Source organism: Alteromonas sp. AMM-1, assembly GCF_047290655.1.
Lineage (GTDB): Bacteria > Pseudomonadota > Gammaproteobacteria > Enterobacterales > Alteromonadaceae > Alteromonas > Alteromonas mangrovi.
Genome location: NZ_JBLBUE010000002.1, coordinates 1 through 21,312, shown reverse-complemented (window position 1 = coordinate 21,312; position 21,312 = coordinate 1). Strand labels below are relative to the sequence as shown.

Genomic DNA, 21,312 nt, shown 5'->3' with positions numbered 1-21,312 from the left:
GAGTAAAACATTTCCCCACCAGGCGGTAATGCTTTTTTAAGAATGAATAGGCAAGCCTAAACAAATTGTTAACAGAGTTTACCACACTTATTGATTTATGAGGTAAAACGTATAACCTTTTGTGCTAATACAGATAAAAGAGATCAGCATGACACAATTTAAAGCAGGCATTGAATCAGCATCATTTGGCAGTGCAGAGTGCGGCAATGTTGAGTTATTTACGCTCACCAATGAGCAGGGTATGCAGGTAAAAGTGAGCACATTAGGCGCTACGCTGGTGAGCGTGAGCACAGAAGATAAACACGGTAAATTCGCAAACATTGTGCTTGGCATGGATTGCGCTGAAGGCTATCTCGCAGACAGCGCCTATTTGGGACGCACGATCGGCCCGGTAGCTAATCGGATTGCCAATGCCCGGTTTAGTCTGGATGGCAACAAGTATGAGCTGGAAAAGAACGACGGTGAAAACTGCCTGCATAGCGGCAGTACTGGTCTGCATAACAAGCTCTGGAGCGCCAGCCATAGCATCACCCCACAAGGTTGTGAACTTGTCTTAACCGTTAAACACGGCGATCTGGAAGGCGGATTTCCTGGCAATAAGCAATTTGAGGTGTGTTACCTGCTAGGCCAAAACAATACGCTGACCATTTCATTTTTTGCCCGCTCTGATAAGACTACTCCGGTAAGTCTGACTAACCATGCATATTTCAATCTTGCGGGCACCGGTGATGTTCTGGCGCACCAGTTGAGAATACACTCTAATGCAATTACGCCGGTAGATTCTACCTTGATCACTACCAAGGAATACTTGCCTGTTTCAGGTACGCCTTTTGATTTTGAACCAGCTAAAATTTTGGGTAAGGGGTTGGTAAGTAATCACATTCAAATGCAATTTGGCAGTGGTTATGATCACAATTTCGTGCTTGAAGGAGAGGGGGGGCCCTTTGCCATATTGAGTGAGGTTAATAGTGGTAGAAGAATGACCGTATCCACTGATATGCCGGGTGTGCAGCTTTACACGGGTAACTTTGTACAGGGTACACGAACCGCAGTGGGTGATGCTCCATTTGTTAAGCATGCGGGCGTTTGCCTGGAAGCTCAGAATTTCCCTGATGCACCGAACTGGTCTGATCGGCCAGATTTCTGGATCACTCCTGAAAAACCATATAAAGCCTATATTCGCTTCGCATTTGACGTGTTGAGCGAGTAATTCACATAGCCTTGCGCTGCCAGCGTTGCTGGCAGCCTGACGTGCTGAGTTTGAGTACGCTCAAAAAAGTAACCTTACTTCCTGCCGGTCTGTCGTCTCCTAATACGATTCCAGACATAAATATGCTATTGATATCAAGTAATAATTTATTTGTGAAATGATATCCTGAACTGAATTGTTAAAAAATTACATACTTAGTTTGTTTACAAAAACGAATTTTTATTTACAATAGGTAAAACGTTTAACCTATTCATCATCACACACCTCATTGTTGAACAAAGTACATACTTGGCAACGATATTTAGAGTGTGAATTGCTTTAAGGGCTTTGGAATGACTACTGCGTTCAATCCTTCTGATCATCCTCATCGTCGTTACAATCCATTGATTGGCGAATGGGTGCTGGTTTCGCCGCATCGGGCAAAGCGCCCATGGCAGGGCCAAAGTGACGAACCCGACAACTCGCCCCGTCCGGCCTATGACGAAACCTGCTACTTGTGCGCTGGCAACAAGCGCATTAACGGTGAGATGAATCCGGCATACAAGCAAACTTTTGTGTTCACCAACGATTTTGCTGCGCTGCAGGAAGATACACCAGATGCCGAGTCAAATGACCCACTGTTTCGCTTTCAGGCTGAGCAGGGCTGTAGCCGGGTAATTTGCTTTTCGCCGGATCACAGTAAAACGCTGCCAGAATTAACCCCTGCTCAACGCGAAGCTGTGGTTGCCACCTGGGTGGAACAAACAGCAGAGTTAAGCAACGCTTACACCTGGGTACAGGTATTTGAAAATAAAGGGGCTATGATGGGATGTTCAAATCCGCATCCTCATGGTCAGGTATGGGCACAAAAACACATGCCTACACTCGCGGCCAAAAAATCTGAGCGCTTTGCTGACTACTTCAATACGCATGGAAGTAGTTTGTTACTGGATTATGCTAAGCGTGAACTCGCGCAGGAAGAGCGGGTAGTCTGCAGCAATGACGACTGGGTTGTGGTAGTGCCTTACTGGGCCGCCTGGCCATTTGAAACCCTGTTGCTGCCGCGCTTTGCTGTGTCCTCATTGGCTGACATCACAACAGAGCAAGCGGTATCGCTGGCCAACATTGTTGGCGTGATCACCACAAAGTACGACAACTTGTTCAACACTTCATTTCCTTATTCGATGGGATGGCATAGCCAGCCTTTCAGTGGCGAACTCCGCCCGGATTGGGGATTGCACGCCCATTTCTTTCCACCGTTGCTGCGCTCAGCAAGCGTACGCAAATTTATGGTGGGATACGAAATGATGGCTGAAGCGCAACGTGATATTACGCCAGAGCAGGCTGCTGATCGCCTGCGCGCATTATCCAGTGTGCATTACAAAGAGAATAAATAAGATGGCGAAAGACAACGCATTATTGGCGGTATTTGAAGAATTCTATCAACACAATCCAACCGCAGATGTACATGCTCCAGGCAGGGTAAACCTGATTGGCGAGCACACGGATTACAACCAGGGTTTTGTTTTTCCCGCGGCAATTAACTTCGGCACCAGAATCCTGGGTTCTGCCCGGGACGATCGCAAAGTGAGTGTTGTTGCGGTTGACTACGATTACGCAAAATGTGAGTTTTCATTGGACGACATTGAGCATGTAGATTACCCGGGATGGTCAAACTATGTACGCGGCGTATGCAAAGAATTGTTGCTGGTATATCCACAATTACAGGGCGCCAACCTGGTCATTACCGGTAACGTTCCGCAAGGAGCGGGGCTAAGTTCTTCCGCTTCTTTTGAAGTGGCCATTGCGAGTGCGTTTAACGCGCTGTATCAACTAGATCTGGATGGTGTGAATGCGGCACTGATTGGTCAGCGTGCAGAGAACAACTTTGTTGGGTGTTCCTGCGGTATTATGGACCAGCTTATTTCTGCTATGGGCAAAAAAGATCAGGCCATGTTACTGGATTGTAGGGACCTGTCTCGTCAATATATAAGTCTGCCAGATGATTTTGCCATTATGATCATCAATTCAAACGTAAAACGTGGGCTGGTAGACAGTGAATACAACCTGCGTCGCCAGCAGTGTGAAGGTGCAGCAAAAGCAATGGGTGTGGCGAGTTTACGCGAAGCGGACCTGGCCTTACTGGCTGAGCATCAGGGGAATATGAGTGATGAAGAGTTTCGCCGTGCCCGACACATTATTACCGAGAACGAACGCACGGTTGCCATGTTTGCAGCGTTAAAGCAAAACGACATAGCAACCGTAAGTGCCCTGATGGGGCAGTCTCATGTATCAATGCGTGACGACTTTGAAATTACGGTACCTCCAATTGATTATCTGGTAGAGATTGTCGGTGAAGCAATTGGCAGCCAAGGCGGTGTGCGTATGACCGGCGGCGGCTTTGGCGGTTGTGTTGTTGCTTTATTACCAAAAAATCTCACCGAAAAGGTGACTAAACTGGTGGAAGCAAAGTATCATGCCCACACACAATTGAAACAAACGATTTACATTTGTACGGCTGAGCAAGGGGCTTTTGTTTAAAAACGCCTCTTAGCTGCCCGAAATGTAGTATTAAAACAACAAAAAGTGTATGGAAAATAGTATGAACATAGCAACGCTGGATATAGCGCTCTTTGTCGTTTACGTGGTTGGCCTGATTGGGATTGCCTGGTGGGTATCACGTGAAGAGAAAGGACATGAAAAAGACACCAATGATTACTTCCTCGCAGGTTCGAGTTTACCTTGGTGGGCCATCGGTGCATCACTGATAGCGGCTAACATATCTGCTGAGCAGATTATTGGTATGTCGGGTTCAGGTTACATGGTGGGTCTGGCGATTGCTTCTTATGAGTGGATGGCCGCTATTACCTTAATCATTGTAGGTAAGTACTTCCTGCCTATTTTCCTTAAACACAAAATTTACACCATGCCACAGTTCCTTGAGCAGCGCTACGACCACCGGGTTCGCATGGTAATGGCGGTATTCTGGCTGGGTGTTTACGTATTTGTAAACCTGACTGCGGTATTGTGGTTAGGTGCTCTGGCTATTAATACCATGGCCGGGATTGATTTGATGTACGGCATGATTTTCCTGGGGCTTTTCTCGTTAGCCTATTCGCTGTACGGTGGTCTTAAAGCCGTTGCGATGACCGATATTATTCAGGTTGTGCTGTTGGTGGCAGGCGGTTTATTCCTGTCTTATACCGCATTAAATCTGATTGGCGACGGACAGGGCGTGATGGCTGGTTTCAATATTGTAACCGAACAGCTTCCTGGTAAATTCGACATGATCCTCAGCGAGGACAACCCGCATTATATGGACCTGCCAGGATTGTCGGTACTCATTGGTGGTCTGTGGATCATGAACCTGTCTTACTGGGGTTTCAACCAGTACATTATTCAGCGCACACTGGCCGCGAAAAGTGTGCACGAAGCACAAAAAGGGATCGTGTTTGCAGCCTTCCTGAAAGTACTGATGCCGTTAATTGTAGTGCTGCCCGGTATCGCCGCCGTATTACTGGTGCCTGATTTGGAAAAAGCGGACCAGGCCTACCCATCGTTGATGACCCTGATGCCTGTTGGCCTTAAGGGCATTATCTTTGCTGCGCTGGTAGCGGCGATTGTGTCGTCGCTGGCGTCGATGACAAACAGCGTATCAACTATTTTCACCATGGACATTTATAAAGATCGCAACCCAGGTAAATCGCAGCAGCACTATGTAAAAGTAGGCCGCATCGTGAGTCTGGTCGCGTTGTTAATCGCCATGGTGGCAGCGAAACCCTTATTGGGGCAGTTCGATCAGGCATTCCAGTATTTTCAGGAATTCACGGGATTCTTCACGCCGGGTATGGTGGCTCTGTTTGCGCTGGGTATGTGCTGGAAGAAAACCACGGCGAATGGTGGTCTGGTAGCAGCAATTGGCTCAGCAGTATTCAGTCTGAGCTTCAAACTACTATTGCCTGAACTGCCATTTATGGACCGTGTTGGCATCGTATTCCTGCTGTGTGTTGGCCTGGCTGTGATTGTGAGCCTTATTGAAAGTAAAGGCGACCATGCCAATGCTGTTGAACTGAAAGACATCGACTTTAAAACCACTTCTGGTTTCAACCTGGCGTCACTGGCGCTCACCATTGTAGTGGCCGCGTTTTACATCATTTGGTGGTAAACCGCTAAACTAATAATACATCAGCCCCTCTTGCAGGGGCTTTTTTTTACCCGCTATTCACCTCTTCTTTGGCATGCCTCATTTTGTGAAATGAGCAGGAAATAATGTATAAGACATTATCAGCATTACTGTGTTTATCCGGAATTGCACTTTCTGTGTTGGTGCCAGGCGGACCAATTGAAACGCGTGATGTCTCGCATATCTCGCCGGTTATTCTGACTGTGTGCAATAGTTATACATTGTGATTAGAAAGAGCAGAATCGGTTGAATAGTTGAACAAGAAACGCTATAACCAAAGACGGTGGCGATGTGCTTATATGCGCAATGTGCAATTTTTTACCCAATCCATGGAGACGTGAGTGACTACAGCGTCAGCAGTGAAGTTGTACGATTCATTTCACTCCGACAAATACGGCAGTGTGAAGCTGCGTATTATTGGCAATATCCTTGTGTCTCAGTTTGAAGGTCCTTGTGGCGTGCGCTTAGCGAAGTATTTTAAGCGAGACGTTATTGATTTTGTTTCCGTACTCGAGAGCCAGCCCTGGGCATACATGAGTATTTCCAACAGTTTCGAAGCTGCCACTACGGATGCGCTGGCAATATTAACCGAATCCTTCCTGGCTTGTGCTAATCGCGGCTGCAGAGCAGAAGCCTACGTTATGCGCTCACCCATAGCTCGCCATCAGGTAAATGCGATGCGTTCAAAGGCCGGACTTGAACATACCCCTGATATTTTCTTTGCCGATTACCGAAGTGCACGGCGACATTTGAATACTGTTTTAGTGGGATCTGCATCCTTCGTACCACCGGCTTAATTCATCCAGAGACATTCCGTTTGTAGGTTATTCGCAACGGCAGTGTGTTTGGCTTTGTCGTTTTAATGTTCATTTTACACGGTCAATTAGACAAGATTCTTTTTAATGAGCTAGCGGCATTCTTTGCTGAAAGCCTCAAATAACGGATTTTGATTTGGTACATCGACTATAAGGCACAGAAGAAACTATCCAGGTCTCTTCTGTCGTTTAAGAGCCTATACAATTGGTTGTAAAGATATGTCGATGGCTTTACTATTTTCCTCATCACTGTTCGCCGGAGTTGCGATTGCTATGCCATTCAGGAAAGTCAGCTTTTTAGGCATTACGCTGGGTGTTACTGCCGACAAATACGGTGCCGGTTTCAGCTTTTCCTATGATGGCGCGCTTTGGAAAAAACTCACTGCCTCGATTCAGCGCAAGCGCCGTAAACAAATGGTTGATAAACACGCTGCTGATGTTGGAAAGTCGTCTTCTAAGCCTGTGTTAATGAACCAGGGATCCCTTGAAGAGCACATAAACAGTACTTACTGGTATCACACACTGCATTTTAAAGACGGGCTAAGTACGCCCGGGCAATTCGATCAAAATCCTATATTAGCGCGTTACTGCCTGCCTGAACGCCTTGACGGTAAGCGGGTGTTGGATGTAGCAACGTTCGACGGTTTCTGGGCGTTTGAATTCGAAAGGCGTGGCGCTCGTGAGGTGTTAGCACTGGATGTTGAAGGACCCGCAGATTGCGACTATTTACCATCCAGAATGGCAAAGGCAACTGAAGAAGAGCTCAGCATTAAATTTGGGCGTGGTTTTGCGATTGCCAAAGCGGCCTACCATTCCAGTGTGGAGAGGGTGATATGTAATGTGTACGACCTGTCACCAGAGACATTCGGTATGTTCGATGTAGTGCATTCCGGGGATTTTCTGATTCATTTGAATAATCCTGTTAAAGCACTGCAAAACATTGCGAAAGTCTGTTCCGAGTACGCCATTATTTCGGATGTTTATGATCCTGGCCTGGATGTAATGGGCAGCAGAAAGTACATACAGTACCATGGCGGGCACAACGATGTTACCTGGTGGAGTTTTAGCTTGTCAGCCCTAAGAGCAATGATTGAGGATGCGGGGTTTAGTAGAGTAGAGCTTATAGCCAACTTCGCTTATGGACAGCGTGGACATCCTGAAAATATGCATCACGCTGTGTTTAAAGCGTATAAATAGCACTTACTTTCTTTGTACGCAAAATGGAGGAAATTGCTTGTGTTGAACGCATATTATACTCCTATACATGTATTTATATTGGACATCCGGGAATAAAAAAGCCCGGAAACTAAGCCGGGCTTCTGGGTTAAGTAATTGCCATTATCGATAAGTGGCCACCTTAACATACACAGTATTATGCGTTTATCGCAACTCTACGTTTCTTGCCAATTAATGCCAGGCCAAGACCTATCAAAGCCAGACCTGCTGGTGCTGGAACTGTGCCGGTATTATCTCCACCTGCGGTTGCAGAACCAAAAGTAATATCATCGTAGGCAATTTGGTTTACCGTACCGCCAAAGTCAATCGAATAAGCGGTACCCGCGAAACCAGCACCTACAGCAGTCCAGTTACAGAAACCACCATTCGGGTCCCCTGAACAATTGTCAGAAAACTGAGCGTTAAGATTGAGGGTTGCCAGCAGATTGCCTGTCGCATTCAAACCGTCATAAACAAATACAGACGCTGTTGTTGCTGAAGAATAGAAAAATGAAAATCCGTCCGTAAAACCTGTGTTGTAGTTGAGTATTGCTGTACCGGTTAAGAAAAACATAACGGCATCACCGGAAGGTTCATTGGCTATGTTACCGGTACCGCCTGCGTCTGCGTCAGTAATACCCAATGAATTACTACCAAAAGCAATACCGTAATTCGTGCCCGAGTTACCCATGCTATCGGTACCGCCATTATAAAAGTCGTTAATGGCAGCCTGGTTTCCAATACCTTCAAAATCTAATACGATAATTGCTGCGTTGGCAGCGCCAGAAACTGCCAGTAAAGTCAGGGCGGCAATCGTGTTAAGTAGCTTTGATTGCGTAAATTTTTTCATTTAACTTTCCTTTTAAATATCACTTTTTGTATTTGAGTCGTGTAATTAAATACGCATTGCCATTTCACGAACACGACGTATTGGACTCGAACACCTTTTGGTCCATTCACTTCCTGAGCAAAAAATGAACCAAAATAAATTATCTAATTAAATCAGTGGATAACTGTGGAATACGAGTAGTGTAAAATTTGATCTGTATAAAATATGGACAGTTTTTGTTAGTGCTTAATCACGTGAGTAAAGTCTTTTTACATTTATTAAATAACGTGGGGTGGCTATACAGTGATATGGAATCCGGAAAGCTGGATTTTAGGGGGATTGATTAGATTGTGCAGATTGTGAAGGGGGTAAAGACCCCCTTCGCTTTTTCTATTCGCTCAATGCCACAAGGGCTATTTCACCGAGTTCAATGCCCCGGCGATGTTCGTGATGATTTGAACGGGATGCTGGTAACTGAAGCTGTAATCCCGATAACTGAGTTAAATCCAACGCACTTACTTTATTATTCACGGGTAAAGTAACAGGCATAAACATGGGGTAAGCCCGCGGCATTACTGTTTCAACCGGCTTTAATTCATTCAACGGAATAACCAACGTTTGCCATTCATCGGTAATGGCAACACTGGCGCCATACGCAAGGCCATCATTGGCAATGATGCCCAGCGATAACACGTCTTTGTGTGTCGTTGCTCTAACCCTCAATGCGATTGCGTTGTAGCCCGTTACATTACGGGTTGCCAGACTCAGGTTTTTGGGGAGTTCTGTGCGTAGCAATGAGCCGCCCATCATAGGATGAGGTTCAAACACCTCCAACAACACACTTTCACCCTCTGCCGAAGCAGATGATGCTGGCCAGGCAATGGCTTGTTGCGGGGTTATTATCGCACTGCGATCAAATGCCGGATCAAACACGACAATGGGTGAGTGCTTCGGCATTAACACCGTGTGGTACTGACCCGCTGTTACATGGTCCCAGTCCTGTGGATTGCCTGCTACTTTGCCCGGAAACGTTGTGGTTTGTCCGCTGTCGTTTACCGTAAAGACATATTCAAGCTTACCCGGATGCTGCCAGGCTTCGTCCTTGGGCAGTGATGTTTCAAATATGCCTTGTCCGTTAGATGACATGGCCATAGCAATGTATTCGTTGTAACCCTGATATTTCACTAACAGGTTAACCTGTGCACTACTACTGATGCCCTCAACTTTAACGCGGAACATTAACGTATCGCCCAATGTATGCTGCCGCACAGCCTGATGAATTAACACCGGCTCTGCAGTTTGGATAGCGGGTAAATAGTAGCGATTATCGATGTCTGCGATAGGCTTTACGCTGGATTTTTCAGATAGCACATAGATACCGGGCTGCACGGAAATGCGTCCGCTTTTCGCCTGAACGGTTTGTTGGGCGGGCTGTGCTTCAGTCCCACCAATACGAACCGCTGTATAGCGGCTACCGAGGTCTGGCAAGTTAATCTGAATATCACGATGCTGCACGTATAACCGGCCTACCTCGCGTTGCAAACTCGAGGACTGATACGCATCCTGTAAGTTGATCACATCGGGAAAGACCTCTAATCGCCAGTCGCCATTGTCCAGCCGGTCCAGAAAATACGCACCACTACCGGTGTAATTCACCAGCGGCGAGCTGCCAACACCGGCGATATGTTCCAATGTACTTACTTGTTTGGGTTTGGTATTCGTACTGTTGGTGTAATAGGACTGCTTGCCATCGTCGAAAACGGCGAGGTTGTCGGTGTAGCTGAGTTGCGTATGGCCAAACTGGTTGTTCGCCGGGTAGTCTGCAGCCTGGTAATCAACCGGCAGTGCACGAAATTCCTCGCCTGCAATCATCAGGCTTATCGCCTTACCCGGTGTGTACAGCAGGTTTAAAAAGTGCGTGTTGTAGTCGGAGTTGGTGTCGGCAATCACCGCAGGATCGTAAGCAAATTGCGTGGCCCACTGAAAGCCCGCTTGTTTGAAGCTGCGCGCCATCGCGGGGTACATGACCGTATGCGCCACGTCGGCGGCGTCAAATTCGTACACCATTCGCGCTTTCGGAGCACAGGCTTCAATGCCTGCAAATGGATCGGTATAGCGTGAAACCGCGGGCAGCATATTGGTATTCATCGCGCTGTATTTCAGTAAGCCTGTGGGATACCACTGATAAGCAATGCCGTCGATATTGCTGTTACACAAGGCCTGTGCAAATTGCTGATTGTTGCCCTGTTCGGCAATGTTGTAGAACAATGGCTTGGTTACACCCGCGGCACGTACCGCGTTGATTAACCGGTTAACGTAAGCCTTTGCGTCCTCAGAAGGCTGAGGGTGCTTGGGTTCGTTAAACAGTTCAAATGCAATGATATCTGGGTCGGTACCAATTAACCGATTGGTATAGCGGTTTTTGTGCTGCAAAAACTGCTTAAGATAGCGTTCCTGAGCGGCAATTAAGTGTTCTTTTTCATTCATGTCTGACTTACCGAAGCCAACCGCAAAACCAGGTTCTGCCGGATCGGGCTCCGGATAACCTGAGCCCCACCACGCAATCGGCGTGATAACGGCTTTTATGCCGCGTTCTTGTAAACGCATGATCAGATAATCAAATAGCTCAAGATTGTGATTGTTCAGCAAGTTGCCTTGTTTATCGCTGATGACTTTGTCCCACACGTGAATGCGGTAGGCATCGAGTCTCAGGCGAGCAATGTGATCCACATCCATGTCGATAGCGGCTTTGTGATCGATACCAAGGCGCTTGATGGCGCGATAGCCGTAGGCAAACGGTGCGCTGTAATTCACACCAAACAGGGCGACAGGTTCGCCAGTGTCCTGCCAGCGCATTTCGCCGTTTTCAACCACAACGTCACGCGCATCGGCATTCAGAGCAACTGATAACAGCACTGCACACAGAAACGGCAATGCGTAGCGAAGAAGTGGACGTGATAGCGACATTGTATTACTCCTTGTCACCCTTGTAGCCATTAGGGTTGTTTGATTGCCAGTGCCAGCTTGAGGCCACCATATCAGTTAATTCCCGTGTGGCCTGCCACCCCAGTAACGATTTGGCGCGATTGGCATTAGCATAGCATTTTGCGACGTCACCTGGGCGACGCGGGGCAAATTTGTAGGGCACAGCGCGCTCACTGGCGGCCTCATAGGCCTTTACCATTTCCAACACTGATACACCCTGTCCGGTGCCCAGGTTAATGATATGCGAGCCTGGATTTGCAGCCAATTGTTCCAGCGCTGCAACGTGCCCTTCCGCGAGGTCACACACGTGAATGTAATCACGTACTCCGGTGCCGTCGCTGGTTGGGTAGTCATTACCGAACACCGATAACTGTTCGCGTTTGCCGCAGGCTACTTGAGCGATAAAGGGCATCAGGTTGTTCGGAATGCCATTGGAATCTTCCCCAATCAGGCCACTCGGATGCGCGCCAACGGGGTTAAAGTAACGCAAAATAATGGCACTGAAACGCTCAAAGGCCACACAGGTATCCTGCATCACCAGTTCAACTATGTACTTACTACGTCCATATGGGTTGGTTGGCGCTAATGGGAACGACTCGTCAATTGGCACCGTATGCGGGTCGCCGTATACCGTTGCCGAAGAACTGAATACCAGCGCCTGTACGTCGGCTTCCAGCATGCATTCAATCAAGGTTTGACTGGCAGTCACATTGTTGCGGTAGTACATCAGTGGTTTTTCAACGGATTCACCTACCGCCTTGGATCCTGCGAAGTGAATTACGCCATCGAAGTCATATTGGCTGAACACGCGTTGTAGCAGTGCTTTGTCGCCCACATCGCCTTCGAAGCAGGTAATAGACTGGCCGGTAATGGCTTCTACGCGTTTGAGTGCCTGTGGGTGACTATTGCTAAAATTGTCGATAACGACGACCTGGTGGCCTGCGTTAAGCAGGGCCACACAGGTGTGCGTGCCGATATAGCCCGCACCACCAGTGACCAGAATTTGCATGCCTTAGATTGCTCCTGAATCGTTAAAACGTGAAAGTGGCCGCGGCGAGTCCCGGGCCAGAAACGGTGATGGTTGCGCCGCTTAACTGTTTACCTGCTTCAACTAAAAGTGCAGCTTCACCACGGGCAGTCGCAATAGGGCTTTGATTTAATATGGTAATGTCGCCAGTACTGCTGGCTGAAAGTTCGATGTTGTTGACGAAAGCCGGGTTGCCATTGGCGTCTAACAATTGAGCGTACACGAATACCACGTCTTTCACGCCTGCTTGAACCGGCATACCGCTTTCATCAATACGCAAGGCGATTTGGGTGGGGGCTGACGCCGTAGTAACTCTGTGAGTAGCAACAACCTGGTTATCGATGAGCGCTTCTGCGCGCAACGTACCCGCTTCAAACCCAGTCAGCTTAAAAGTAAACGGTGGATGCGCCAGGTGTGAACTAAGTGCGTCGATATCCGGCTTCTGTTGTGCAATCAGGGTGTCGTTCAGATACAGCTTAACCTGTTCGGCGTTAGAGAATACCCGCACAGTTGGGCTGGAATCAGCTTGCCAGTCGCTGGCAATGAATACCATGGGCCCGCTGGTGTAGCGAGTATCGACTTCTTCGGGCGAGCGTTGGCTCTGGAACAAGTAATAACTGTACTTGGGCTGACGATACAGACTCATGATACCTGATGACTCAATGTCGTCAGCGTAGCCGCGGTTGTAGTCAAACATTACCCAGTAGCCGTCTGCAAAGGCGGGTACGGTAAAGTTATCGTTGTGTGCTTCCTGCAGGTTCAACGCCTGTTGTAATAATCGTTGTTCACCGCTGTTGAGCAACTGACGACTGGTACGCTCTTCTTCCTTCAGGCCTTCCCAGGCATCCTGGTTCAAACCGGCGTTCTGCGCATAGTATTCCCAGTCACCGTATTCAGACACAATGTATGGCTGGTTTGGCGTGCTGAAGTGCTGCAAACGGTGTTGGCGGGCCTGCACGAAGATGTCGTAACCCTTTTCCCAACCGGCAGAAAACGCACCAGGGTATTCGGTTTTAACCGTGTTGTGCAGTGTTGCAATGAACTCGTCTGGCATATCCGACTCGTTTAACGAGCATTCCCAGGCGATCACGCTGGCGTGATTGCGGTCTCGGCGTATGAGGTCGGCGCAGCTGTCGATAATATGCGCTTCGAAGGCCGGATCGGCATTATAAAACTGCCAGCCTAGCACGGCGTTGAGTAACACTAAACCCAGTTCATCTGCCGCTTGCATAAAAGCGGGTGAGTGCGGATAGTGAGACAGGCGCACATAGTCAAATCCGGCTGATTTAATTTTTACCGCGTCGCGGTAATCGGCCTGCGGAGAAATGGCATAACCTACAAAAGGGTATTCCTGATGACGGTTAACGCCGCGCAGAAAGGTTTTTTCACCGTTGATCAGCAGTTCGTGGTGTTCATTAAAGGCAAATTCGCGAATGCCGATTTTGCGCTGCTGGCGTTCAACCAATTCATTGTTGCGGCGCAGCTCGGTAGTCAGGGTATACAGGTTAGGGTGAGCGGGTGACCAGAGCCTGGCGTGTTCAACGGTAAGTTGCTGATCAATGTGTTCTGCCTGACCGGGTTCAAGCGAATATTGGGTTTGCTGGGAAAGCGTTTGCCCATTATTTTCCAGTGTTTGCACCAGCGTAAAGGTAGCTTGGGTTGCAGTCTGGTTAGCTACGTGGGTTTTGATGTTTACGGTAGATACGTCTTCACTCACCTGTGGGTAGGTTACGAAGATGCCGCCGCCTGCCGGGATATCGGCCAGGATCTCGTCGGTAATGTGCAGCGGGTCTTTCACCATTACACTCACGCCGCGATACAAGCCGCCATAAGTATTAAAATCCAGTAATGCCAGTGGTTTCGGGCCCGTAGTGGGATTGTCCTGATTGTCCAGTTTCACGGTTAGCGTGTTGCTACCCGGCTGCAGGTAAGGGGTGAGGTCCAGTGTGAAAGGCAGGTAACCACCGAGGTGCTCGCCAAGCGGTTGGTCGTTCAACCACACGGTAGCCACGTTCATCGCGGCTTCGAAGCGCACCAGTACGGTTTTATTGTGCCAGTTGGCTGGCGCATCGAAGGTTTTCTTATACCATGCAATACCTTGCCACTGATTATTTACCACTTCGGGCTCAAGGTTTGGGGTGTGTGGAAGCTGTACGGTTTGCCACGTATCGGCAGGTGCCTGACCGTTTTCATCTGCTTTGGTGAATTGCCATTGCAGGTTAAAATTTTCCGTTTGGCTTATCGCAACCGCAGACGCGCTGCTATTGGTTTTAGTGGTGTCTGAAGGCAGATTAGGTTGGCAAGCGCTGAGCCAGAGTACATTGCTCAATAGCAATGCCGTACGAGCAAAATAGTTCACGAAGTAACCTCAGTTTATCTAATCGTTGTATCAAAAGGCAGAATGGGTATTGCATAAAAGCTGGCAGAATCTGGCACACACGTCAGATTCTGCCATAACACGCTGCCCGTGGGTCTCAGGCAGCGATTTTCCTTACATAGCGTATTGGAAACCAACCAGGTAACGCTTACCCCATTCGATGTAACTACCAATGCGGCTTGGGTCGTTATCGAAGTAGCTTTGCGATACTTCGTTCGTCAGGTTTTGCCCCTGCAGCATGATTTTGAAGTTGTCGGTAACATCGTAAGAGATACTGGCATCAACCGTTGCTTCACCGCGAGTTGTAGTGATTTCCGTTGGATCCCAGCTACCTACGCGTGTATAAGCGCTGCGGTAGTTGTAGGATACCTTGGCATCAAATCCGGCTTTGTAGTACCACAGCGTGAGGCTACCCACGTTCTTCGACAAACCACCTAATGGCAGTGGATTGTCTTCCGGTACGAACTCAGTCACGTTGCTATCGGTATAGCTGTAGTTTGAGTAAATACCCAGGCCGTCAAAGGGCGCTGGCAACATAGTAAACGCTTGCTGATATAACACTTCGAAACCGCGGATTTGGCCGCCGTCACCGTTCACCGGACCGCTGAACTGATATTCAACACCGTTAAAGGTAATGGTATCGGTTGCGCTGCCCACGTGAGTTTTCAGGTCTTTAAAGAACAACGAGAATGTCAGTGCTGCGTCTTCCGCAAAGAAGTACTCGTAACCTAAGTCAATCTGATCAGCCACAAAGGGGTTCAGTTTAGGGTTACCGCCCGAAGCTGTTTTCACTGGAGATTGGTTATCCAGCCAGAAACCGGTGCGCATTTCTACCAGTGGCGGACGAGACATAGTGCGTGCCAGGCCAACACGTACCTGAGCGTCTTCGCTTACCGATAAACGCAGGTTAAGTGAAGGCAGGATTTCGCTGTAGCTGTGATCTACTGACGTTGGGTCAATGGTTACGCCGTCTTCGGTTTGGTAACCGGCAGACGTAGACTCTGTGCGAACATAGCGCACACCGGCGTTACCGGTATAAGGAATACCAAACAGTTCGCCGTCCAGGTTAACCATAACGTAAGCCGCAGAGTTGGTTTCCTGCACGTTCCACGAGTTTAATAAGTTCTGCGCTTGTGGTTCGTAGTCGTTGCGGCTGTCAATGCCTCCAAACGCCTGATTTACGACAGATTGCCAGTTATTGATTGTGTAAAGATCAGGCGATACAAAGCCGCCGCCCAGTGCGTAGCTGCTGCCGTAGCCGCTTACCGAACTGTCGGTTACGCCCTGCCACCAGGTCACTACGTCGTTGTCTTTTTCGCGATCAGACCAACGCACACCAAAACTAAACTGCGTAGCATGGCCCCAGTCTACAAAGCGCGACATGTCTGCTTTGATGGTCAGCATTTCGTCGTCGAGAATACGGTCGTTGTCAACTGTCATGCCATTCAGCGTGTAGTAATCCGGGTTGCCGATATCTTCACTGGCGACAACCTCCAGGCGATCACCGCTTACATCCCAGCCAACATCAAGTGGTGTTGGGCCATTGTAAGTTGAGGTTACGTTTACCCAGCGCGATTCAATCGATGCGTTTGAGTAACCTACATCCAGTGCGGTCAGCCACACATCACCCTGCCATTCCAGGTTAAGCCCGGTGCTGACTAATTCGTTTTGCTGGAACCAGGTGGCGTTATTGGCTGAGTGATTGGCCCAAATTAAACCGCCAGAAGTGATTTGTTCGCCGCCGTTTTCGGTAGATTCAATTTGCGTGTCATACTGAGAATTCTGGTAGTTCCATACGCTGGTATTCTGCCAGTTGCCCCAGCCGTCAAACCAAAATTGATCTTCGCGCTCTTCGATGTCGAACTTAGAGTAGAACAGGTTGTATTTTACTTGCAGTGAATCGGTAGGTAACCACTGAATCACAGCCATACTGCCAACACGCTCGGTGTTGCCGCCTTTGGTAGCAGATTTACCGCCCCATGGCGCGGCTTCTTTAATACCGTTTTCGTTTACATCACCCATGTCCCAGTCGTATTTGTTGTACGAGTAAGACGACGTTTCACGCTGCACAGATGGCTGATCCTGATAGGCTACGCCAAAAGCAAAGCCAAAGCGGTCGGAGATAGGTTCAATAATGCTGAAGCTGCCGCGCTTGCCGCTGGCATCGGCGGTGGGAATGTCGTCTCCCAACACGTAATCCATAGCGTGAGCACTAATGGTAACCAGACCTTCGTCGCGCGACAAAGGCTCAACAAAATTCATGTTTACCAAACCTGAAATACCGCCTTCGGTTTGGTTGGCCATAGGGCTCTTGTATACTTCTACTGAGCTAATCAGCTCTGCAGGAAATTGCTCATAGCGCACGCTGCGGCTTGGCTCGCCACTGACGATTTCACGGCCATTCATGGTAGCCAGGTTCAAGCGTGGACCCAGACCGCGAATTGACAGAATACTTGGATTGCCGCGGTCGCGATCGGCAGCTACGCCGGGTAAGCGGGCAAGTGCATCGGTAATGGTTACATCAGGCAACTGGCCCAAATCATCCGTTGAAATAATCTCAACGGTGGAGTCTGCCAGTTTCTTGTGTTGCAAGGAGCGAGTAAGCGTGCTGCCAAAACCCCGAACGGTAATGACTTCGGTTTCTTCTTCCTGTACTTGCGCGGATGTGTCTTCCTGGGCTTGCGCCACAGACAACCCTAATCCCTGAATTAATGCGAGTGCGGTAAGGCTCAGTTTAAATGGTGTTTTCATATTTTACTCCCAAGGCAAGAGTGACTCGTTTTTCAAAAAATGCAGTCGTTACCTGTTTATTAATTATTCGTATGTTTAGGTTAACGGCCACACTAACAATAACATATTTATAACATAGGAGGGAAAACGTTTTCCATAAAAAGTGATGTAATTTACAAAATATTTTTAAATACTCATATATTACATATATTTAAATGGTGAAACGATTTCCTGTAGTTATGTGGAGTGGTTCAAATGTGAACGATTTTGATGAAAGTGGTGGGTGTATCAGGACTGTGGTTCAGGTTTAAATCACTTTGCATGCTGATAAACTTCATTTTGTTTAGCACAACCAGAGTAAAAAGGGCGAGTTGTGATTCCCAGCAAGAAAAGTGGAAAGCGCTTGGCAAAAATAGGTTATACTGGCAAGCTTCGTTAAACATAATTAAGCACGACAGACGCTCAAAGCGTAGAACAGATTTACAGGAGACATCCATGGCAACACGAGGCGTTAACAAAGTCATTCTGGTCGGTAATTTAGGTAACGACCCGGAAGTGCGTTACATGCCCAACGGCAACGCCGTTGCCAATTTAAGCATCGCAACCAGCGAAAGCTGGAAAGATCAGCAGGGTCAGATCCAGGAGCGCACTGAATGGCACCGTCTGACGATGTATCGCCGTTTAGCCGAAATCGCCGGTGAGTACCTGAAGAAAGGCTCGCAGATTTACGTTGAAGGTAAATTGCAAACCCGTAAATGGCAGGATCAGCAAGGACAGGATCGCTACACTACTGAAATCATCGTAGACCAGATGCAAATGCTGGGTGGTGGTAGTCAGGGCGGTCAGGGTGGACAAGGCGGCCAAAGTGGCGGTTATCAGCAGCGTCCTCAAGGCGGTGGTCAGCAAGGGGGTTATGGCAATAACCAGGGTGGCTACGGCGGCAATCAGGGCAATCAGGGCGGCGGGTATCAGCAGCCACAGCAGCGCCCACAAGGCGGTGGTCAGTCAACGCCTCCTATGGCAGAGCCTGATTTCGACTTTGACGACGATATTCCGTTCTAAGCCGAATAATATTCAGCGTGTAATACACAAAAAGCCCCGTTTTTCGGGGCTTTTTGTATTGGCTTTGGTGTCAGAGCACTTTTTGCTGGCTAACCACTAACGCAAACATCTGCTGGAAATCCCTCACAACAGCAACGCCGTTCCCAACCCCAAAAAGGCAACAAAGCCTACTATGTCTGTTACGGTTGTTAAAATTACCGAACCAGATAAAGCCGGGTCGATATTAAATTTTTCCAGTACAACCGGTACCAGTACCCCGGATAATGCTGCGGCAACTATGTTCACCAAAATCGCAATGCCAATCACTGCACCTAACCAGGGCTGTTGGAACCACATCATCGCTACCAGGCCAATAATCACGGCCCAAATCACGCCATTGAGCCCGCCTACCTTTAACTCTTTAACCAGTAATGCCCGCATGTTGGCGCCAGACACCTGATTGAGCGCCAAGCCACGAATAACCAGGGTCAGCGTTTGGCTCCCTGCAATGCCGCCCATACTGGCAACTACCGGCATCAGCACAGCAAGTGCCACCACTTGTTGCAATGTGGCTTCAAACAAACCAATAAATGCACTGGCCAGAAATGCGGTTAGCAGGTTAATACCGAGCCAGATTGCCCGCCCCTTCGCGCTTTTTCGCACCGGCGAAAACAAGTCTTCGTCTTCGTCCATACCAGCAGTGGCCATCAGCTGTCGCTCGTAGTGTTCGTGGGTTAGCTCTGCTGCTGTGGTGACATCTACCCGACCAACCAGCTTTGCCTGTTCATCTAACACAGGCAGAGCACCGTATTCAGACGTTTGCACGGCGATGGCGGCTTCAATACACGATTGTGAAGCACTTACTACTGGCAAGTCATCCAGCGATAGGTCTACTAAAGGAATGTGCTCTGGTTGCGCATGTATCTGGCCCACTTCCACGGCTTCGGAAAACTGCCCCGAACGATTGACTAAGAAAATCAGGTCGGTGTGACGGGGTATCTCACGTCTTAGCAAGCGGTTCGCATCGCGCACTTTTGCATTCAGCGGCAGCACCAGGAAATCATGAGTAACCCAGTGTCCAATTTGTTCTTCTTCGTAGGTATTGGCCTGGGCAAAGTGCATGCGCTGCACCTTATCCATCGCGGCATAAGCGCGCTCGGTTAGCTCACCAGACAGTGAGTCTGCCAGTTCCAGCAGGTCTTCTGCGTCGATATCGGTGAATATGCTGTCCCATTCTTCGTTGCTGGTAGCTTCAATAAGCACCTCACGAGGGTCGCTACGCATTTCAATGAGTACATCGAGCTTTTTGCTGACCGGCAGGTTTTCCCATAATGCTAAACGGTCATCGATAGGCAATGACTCTAGCAGTAATGCGGTTTCCGATTCGTCTGACTGGGCCAGCAGCACTGATACGTTGGCGCTCTTTTGTTCGGAGTCGGCGCAGTGGATGACTTCACCAATTAAATTAGAGAGAGGCTCCGACATGTGTATTTGTTCCTATATTCATATAGTTGGGTTTATAGACGTGTCTGAAAAACAAAAAGTCACATATTTTGTGACTTATTGAAACGCGGTAGCGTCTAACCAGAAATATACCTGTTACTGAACAGGCCATTTACCGGTAAAGTGTGGTAACGGCCCTTCCTGATAAAATGAGTAACCAGAATGACAACGGATGAAGAGAAACTAAAAGCCCTGTTTCAGGCGTCTTCGCCTGAGACCAATCATGATCTCGCCTTGAGTAAAGTGCTGGCTAAATCGCACAAGGTTACCGCTGTAAAAGATGTAGCCGGCCTCTTTACAGGCTGGATTTGGGTTGTTTTTCTGGGTTTTGGCGCTTCCCTTTATTCTGCCAGACGGCAGATGCAAAAACACGTTTTACCGCCAAGAAAACAACATAACAAACATAATAAACATACTGGAGGAGCAGAATGAATTTAGACGCATGGACAGAGTCGTTCAGCCAGGCGCTTACCCGCTTCTGGATCGAGATTGCAGGATTTCTACCCAATTTCCTGGGTACCTTATTCGTGGTGGTATGCGGATATTATGTATCGAAATACACCACGCGCTGGTTGGCAAAACTGATTAGTCGTCTGGGCTTCGATAGCTTGTGTCGCAAACTCGCCCTAACCAGTGCATTAAAGTCGATTGGCGTAAAAACCTTGCCATCTGATTTGGTTGGCAAGCTGGTACATGTGTTTTTTGTATTGGTGATCCTGGTGGCCGGTGCGGACACCCTTGGCCTGGATCGGTTCTCAGCGATATTGGATGAATTTGTACTGTATTTACCCAAGTTGGTAGGTGCATTGTTTATTACCGTAGTGGGCTTGTTCATTGCAAAAGCAGGCAAATCCCAGGTAGAAACCTCGTTAAATAACATTGGCGTAGAATACGGTGCTGCGGTAGGCCGGATATTGCAGTTACTGGTAATGTTTATTACGTTCTCTTTGGTAATTGGGCAACTGGAACTGGAAACCGCACTTCTGAATGTGGTGTTTACGGTGTTAATCGCCAGTCTTGGTGTAGCACTGGCCCTGGCACTGGGGTTGGGTACCAAAGACATTGCCAGCAGTATTGTGTCAGGTATTTATGCCCGGGAGCAGTTACAACCGGGAGACGAAATTGAATTTGATGGCTTTACAGGTTATATCGTTGCGGTTACTACGGTGAATACGTTGGTGGAAAACAGTGAAGGCAAGCGCTTGAGTATTCCCAACGATCAATTGTTAACGAAGACCTACACCACTACGCAGTATGGTACTGCGCAGCCAATGGATAACGAGGCAAAGGATTAACCACTGAGATGACGGCAGCAGAGAAACGCACTAAGCAAGTCTCTGCCCGACTATCAGCACTCAAAGATGAAGAGTTGGTAAGAATTGCACGATTGCAACTGCCTTATGTGACAACGGCTTATG

At 48.3% G+C, this 21,312-nt stretch carries 15 protein-coding genes; 9 read left to right on the top strand and 6 right to left on the bottom strand.

The features are described 5' to 3' along the window. The first annotated feature begins 148 nt into the window (after positions 1-148). The 6 genes from ACLR2L_RS00740 to ACLR2L_RS00715 all read left to right on the top strand — a co-directional run bounded on the left by ACLR2L_RS00740 (position 149) and on the right by ACLR2L_RS00715 (position 7,384). Positions 149-1,210, top strand: coding sequence for an aldose epimerase family protein (locus tag ACLR2L_RS00740; protein ID WP_413364817.1), 1,062 nt, complete (start codon positions 149-151; stop codon positions 1,208-1,210). A 332-nt stretch (positions 1,211-1,542) separates the two neighbouring features. Next, positions 1,543-2,586 (top strand): UDP-glucose--hexose-1-phosphate uridylyltransferase, encoded by a 1,044-nt coding sequence (locus ACLR2L_RS00735; protein WP_413364815.1) that lies wholly within the window; start codon positions 1,543-1,545, stop codon positions 2,584-2,586. Position 2,587: 1 nt separating this feature from the next. Further along, positions 2,588-3,730, top strand: coding sequence for a galactokinase (gene galK, locus ACLR2L_RS00730; protein ID WP_140958718.1), 1,143 nt, complete (start codon positions 2,588-2,590; stop codon positions 3,728-3,730). 61 nt (positions 3,731-3,791) lie between these two features. Beyond that, positions 3,792-5,354: a sodium/sugar symporter gene (locus ACLR2L_RS00725; protein WP_413364812.1), complete on the top strand. Its 1,563-nt coding sequence runs from the start codon at positions 3,792-3,794 to the stop codon at positions 5,352-5,354. Positions 5,355-5,713: 359 nt separating this feature from the next. Further along, positions 5,714-6,169 carry a hypothetical protein gene (locus ACLR2L_RS00720; protein ID WP_140958720.1) on the top strand — a complete coding sequence of 152 codons (456 nt, stop codon included), beginning with the start codon at positions 5,714-5,716 and terminating at the stop codon, positions 6,167-6,169. Positions 6,170-6,412: 243 nt separating this feature from the next. Further along, on the top strand, positions 6,413-7,384 hold the full coding sequence (locus ACLR2L_RS00715; protein ID WP_413364809.1) for a class I SAM-dependent methyltransferase: 972 nt from the start codon (positions 6,413-6,415) through the stop codon (positions 7,382-7,384). Between the two features lie 175 nt (positions 7,385-7,559). Here ACLR2L_RS00715 and ACLR2L_RS00710 read toward each other — a convergent pair whose 3' ends face one another. The 5 genes from ACLR2L_RS00710 to ACLR2L_RS00690 all read right to left on the bottom strand — a co-directional run bounded on the left by ACLR2L_RS00710 (position 7,560) and on the right by ACLR2L_RS00690 (position 17,371). Beyond that, positions 7,560-8,252: a PEP-CTERM sorting domain-containing protein gene (locus ACLR2L_RS00710; RefSeq protein WP_413364807.1), complete on the bottom strand. Its 693-nt coding sequence runs from the start codon at positions 8,250-8,252 to the stop codon at positions 7,560-7,562. A 369-nt stretch (positions 8,253-8,621) separates the two neighbouring features. Continuing rightward, positions 8,622-11,198 carry a cellulase family glycosylhydrolase gene (locus ACLR2L_RS00705; protein WP_413364805.1) on the bottom strand — a complete coding sequence of 859 codons (2,577 nt, stop codon included), beginning with the start codon at positions 11,196-11,198 and terminating at the stop codon, positions 8,622-8,624. A gap of 4 nt (positions 11,199-11,202) precedes the next feature. Beyond that, on the bottom strand, positions 11,203-12,225 hold the full coding sequence (gene galE / locus ACLR2L_RS00700; protein ID WP_413364803.1) for a UDP-glucose 4-epimerase GalE: 1,023 nt from the start codon (positions 12,223-12,225) through the stop codon (positions 11,203-11,205). 22 nt (positions 12,226-12,247) lie between these two features. Then, positions 12,248-14,485 carry a glycoside hydrolase family 2 TIM barrel-domain containing protein gene (locus ACLR2L_RS00695; RefSeq protein ID WP_413364942.1) on the bottom strand — a complete coding sequence of 746 codons (2,238 nt, stop codon included), beginning with the start codon at positions 14,483-14,485 and terminating at the stop codon, positions 12,248-12,250. Between the two features lie 249 nt (positions 14,486-14,734). Further along, positions 14,735-17,371 (bottom strand): TonB-dependent receptor, encoded by a 2,637-nt coding sequence (locus ACLR2L_RS00690; protein ID WP_413364800.1) that lies wholly within the window; start codon positions 17,369-17,371, stop codon positions 14,735-14,737. A gap of 474 nt (positions 17,372-17,845) precedes the next feature. Between ACLR2L_RS00690 and ssb the strand changes: the two genes are divergently transcribed. Beyond that, complete coding sequence (gene ssb / locus ACLR2L_RS00685; RefSeq protein ID WP_413364797.1) at positions 17,846-18,412, top strand: single-stranded DNA-binding protein; 567 nt, start codon at positions 17,846-17,848, stop codon at positions 18,410-18,412. 123 nt (positions 18,413-18,535) lie between these two features. Here the strand turns inward: ssb and ACLR2L_RS00680 are convergent, their stop codons facing one another. Continuing rightward, entirely contained in the window at positions 18,536-19,876 is a 1,341-nt protein-coding gene (locus ACLR2L_RS00680) for a magnesium transporter (RefSeq protein WP_413364795.1), read from the bottom strand. 180 nt (positions 19,877-20,056) lie between these two features. On the opposite strand from ACLR2L_RS00680, the gene ACLR2L_RS00675 reads away from it, so the two are divergent. Together ACLR2L_RS00675 and ACLR2L_RS00670 are read left to right on the top strand one after the other, a co-directional pair. Beyond that, positions 20,057-20,326, top strand: coding sequence for a hypothetical protein (locus ACLR2L_RS00675; RefSeq protein ID WP_413364793.1), 270 nt, complete (start codon positions 20,057-20,059; stop codon positions 20,324-20,326). Next, positions 20,323-21,189 carry a mechanosensitive ion channel family protein gene (locus ACLR2L_RS00670; protein ID WP_413364791.1) on the top strand — a complete coding sequence of 289 codons (867 nt, stop codon included), beginning with the start codon at positions 20,323-20,325 and terminating at the stop codon, positions 21,187-21,189. Before ACLR2L_RS00675 ends, ACLR2L_RS00670 begins: the two co-directional genes overlap by 4 nt. Positions 21,190-21,312 lie beyond the last annotated feature (123 nt).

Coding starts and splice junctions, on each gene's coding strand:
- ACLR2L_RS00740 (WP_413364817.1), top strand. CDS start 149: ATGACACAATTTAAAGCAGGCATTGAATCAGCATCATTTGGCAGTGCA.
- ACLR2L_RS00735 (WP_413364815.1), top strand. CDS start 1,543: ATGACTACTGCGTTCAATCCTTCTGATCATCCTCATCGTCGTTACAAT.
- ACLR2L_RS00670 (WP_413364791.1), top strand. CDS start 20,323: ATGAATTTAGACGCATGGACAGAGTCGTTCAGCCAGGCGCTTACCCGC.
- ACLR2L_RS00690 (WP_413364800.1), bottom strand. CDS start 17,371: ATGAAAACACCATTTAAACTGAGCCTTACCGCACTCGCATTAATTCAG.
- galK (WP_140958718.1), top strand. CDS start 2,588: ATGGCGAAAGACAACGCATTATTGGCGGTATTTGAAGAATTCTATCAA.
- ACLR2L_RS00680 (WP_413364795.1), bottom strand. CDS start 19,876: ATGTCGGAGCCTCTCTCTAATTTAATTGGTGAAGTCATCCACTGCGCC.
- ACLR2L_RS00715 (WP_413364809.1), top strand. CDS start 6,413: ATGGCTTTACTATTTTCCTCATCACTGTTCGCCGGAGTTGCGATTGCT.
- ACLR2L_RS00710 (WP_413364807.1), bottom strand. CDS start 8,252: ATGAAAAAATTTACGCAATCAAAGCTACTTAACACGATTGCCGCCCTG.
- ACLR2L_RS00705 (WP_413364805.1), bottom strand. CDS start 11,198: ATGTCGCTATCACGTCCACTTCTTCGCTACGCATTGCCGTTTCTGTGT.
- galE (WP_413364803.1), bottom strand. CDS start 12,225: ATGCAAATTCTGGTCACTGGTGGTGCGGGCTATATCGGCACGCACACC.
- ssb (WP_413364797.1), top strand. CDS start 17,846: ATGGCAACACGAGGCGTTAACAAAGTCATTCTGGTCGGTAATTTAGGT.
- ACLR2L_RS00675 (WP_413364793.1), top strand. CDS start 20,057: ATGACAACGGATGAAGAGAAACTAAAAGCCCTGTTTCAGGCGTCTTCG.
- ACLR2L_RS00725 (WP_413364812.1), top strand. CDS start 3,792: ATGAACATAGCAACGCTGGATATAGCGCTCTTTGTCGTTTACGTGGTT.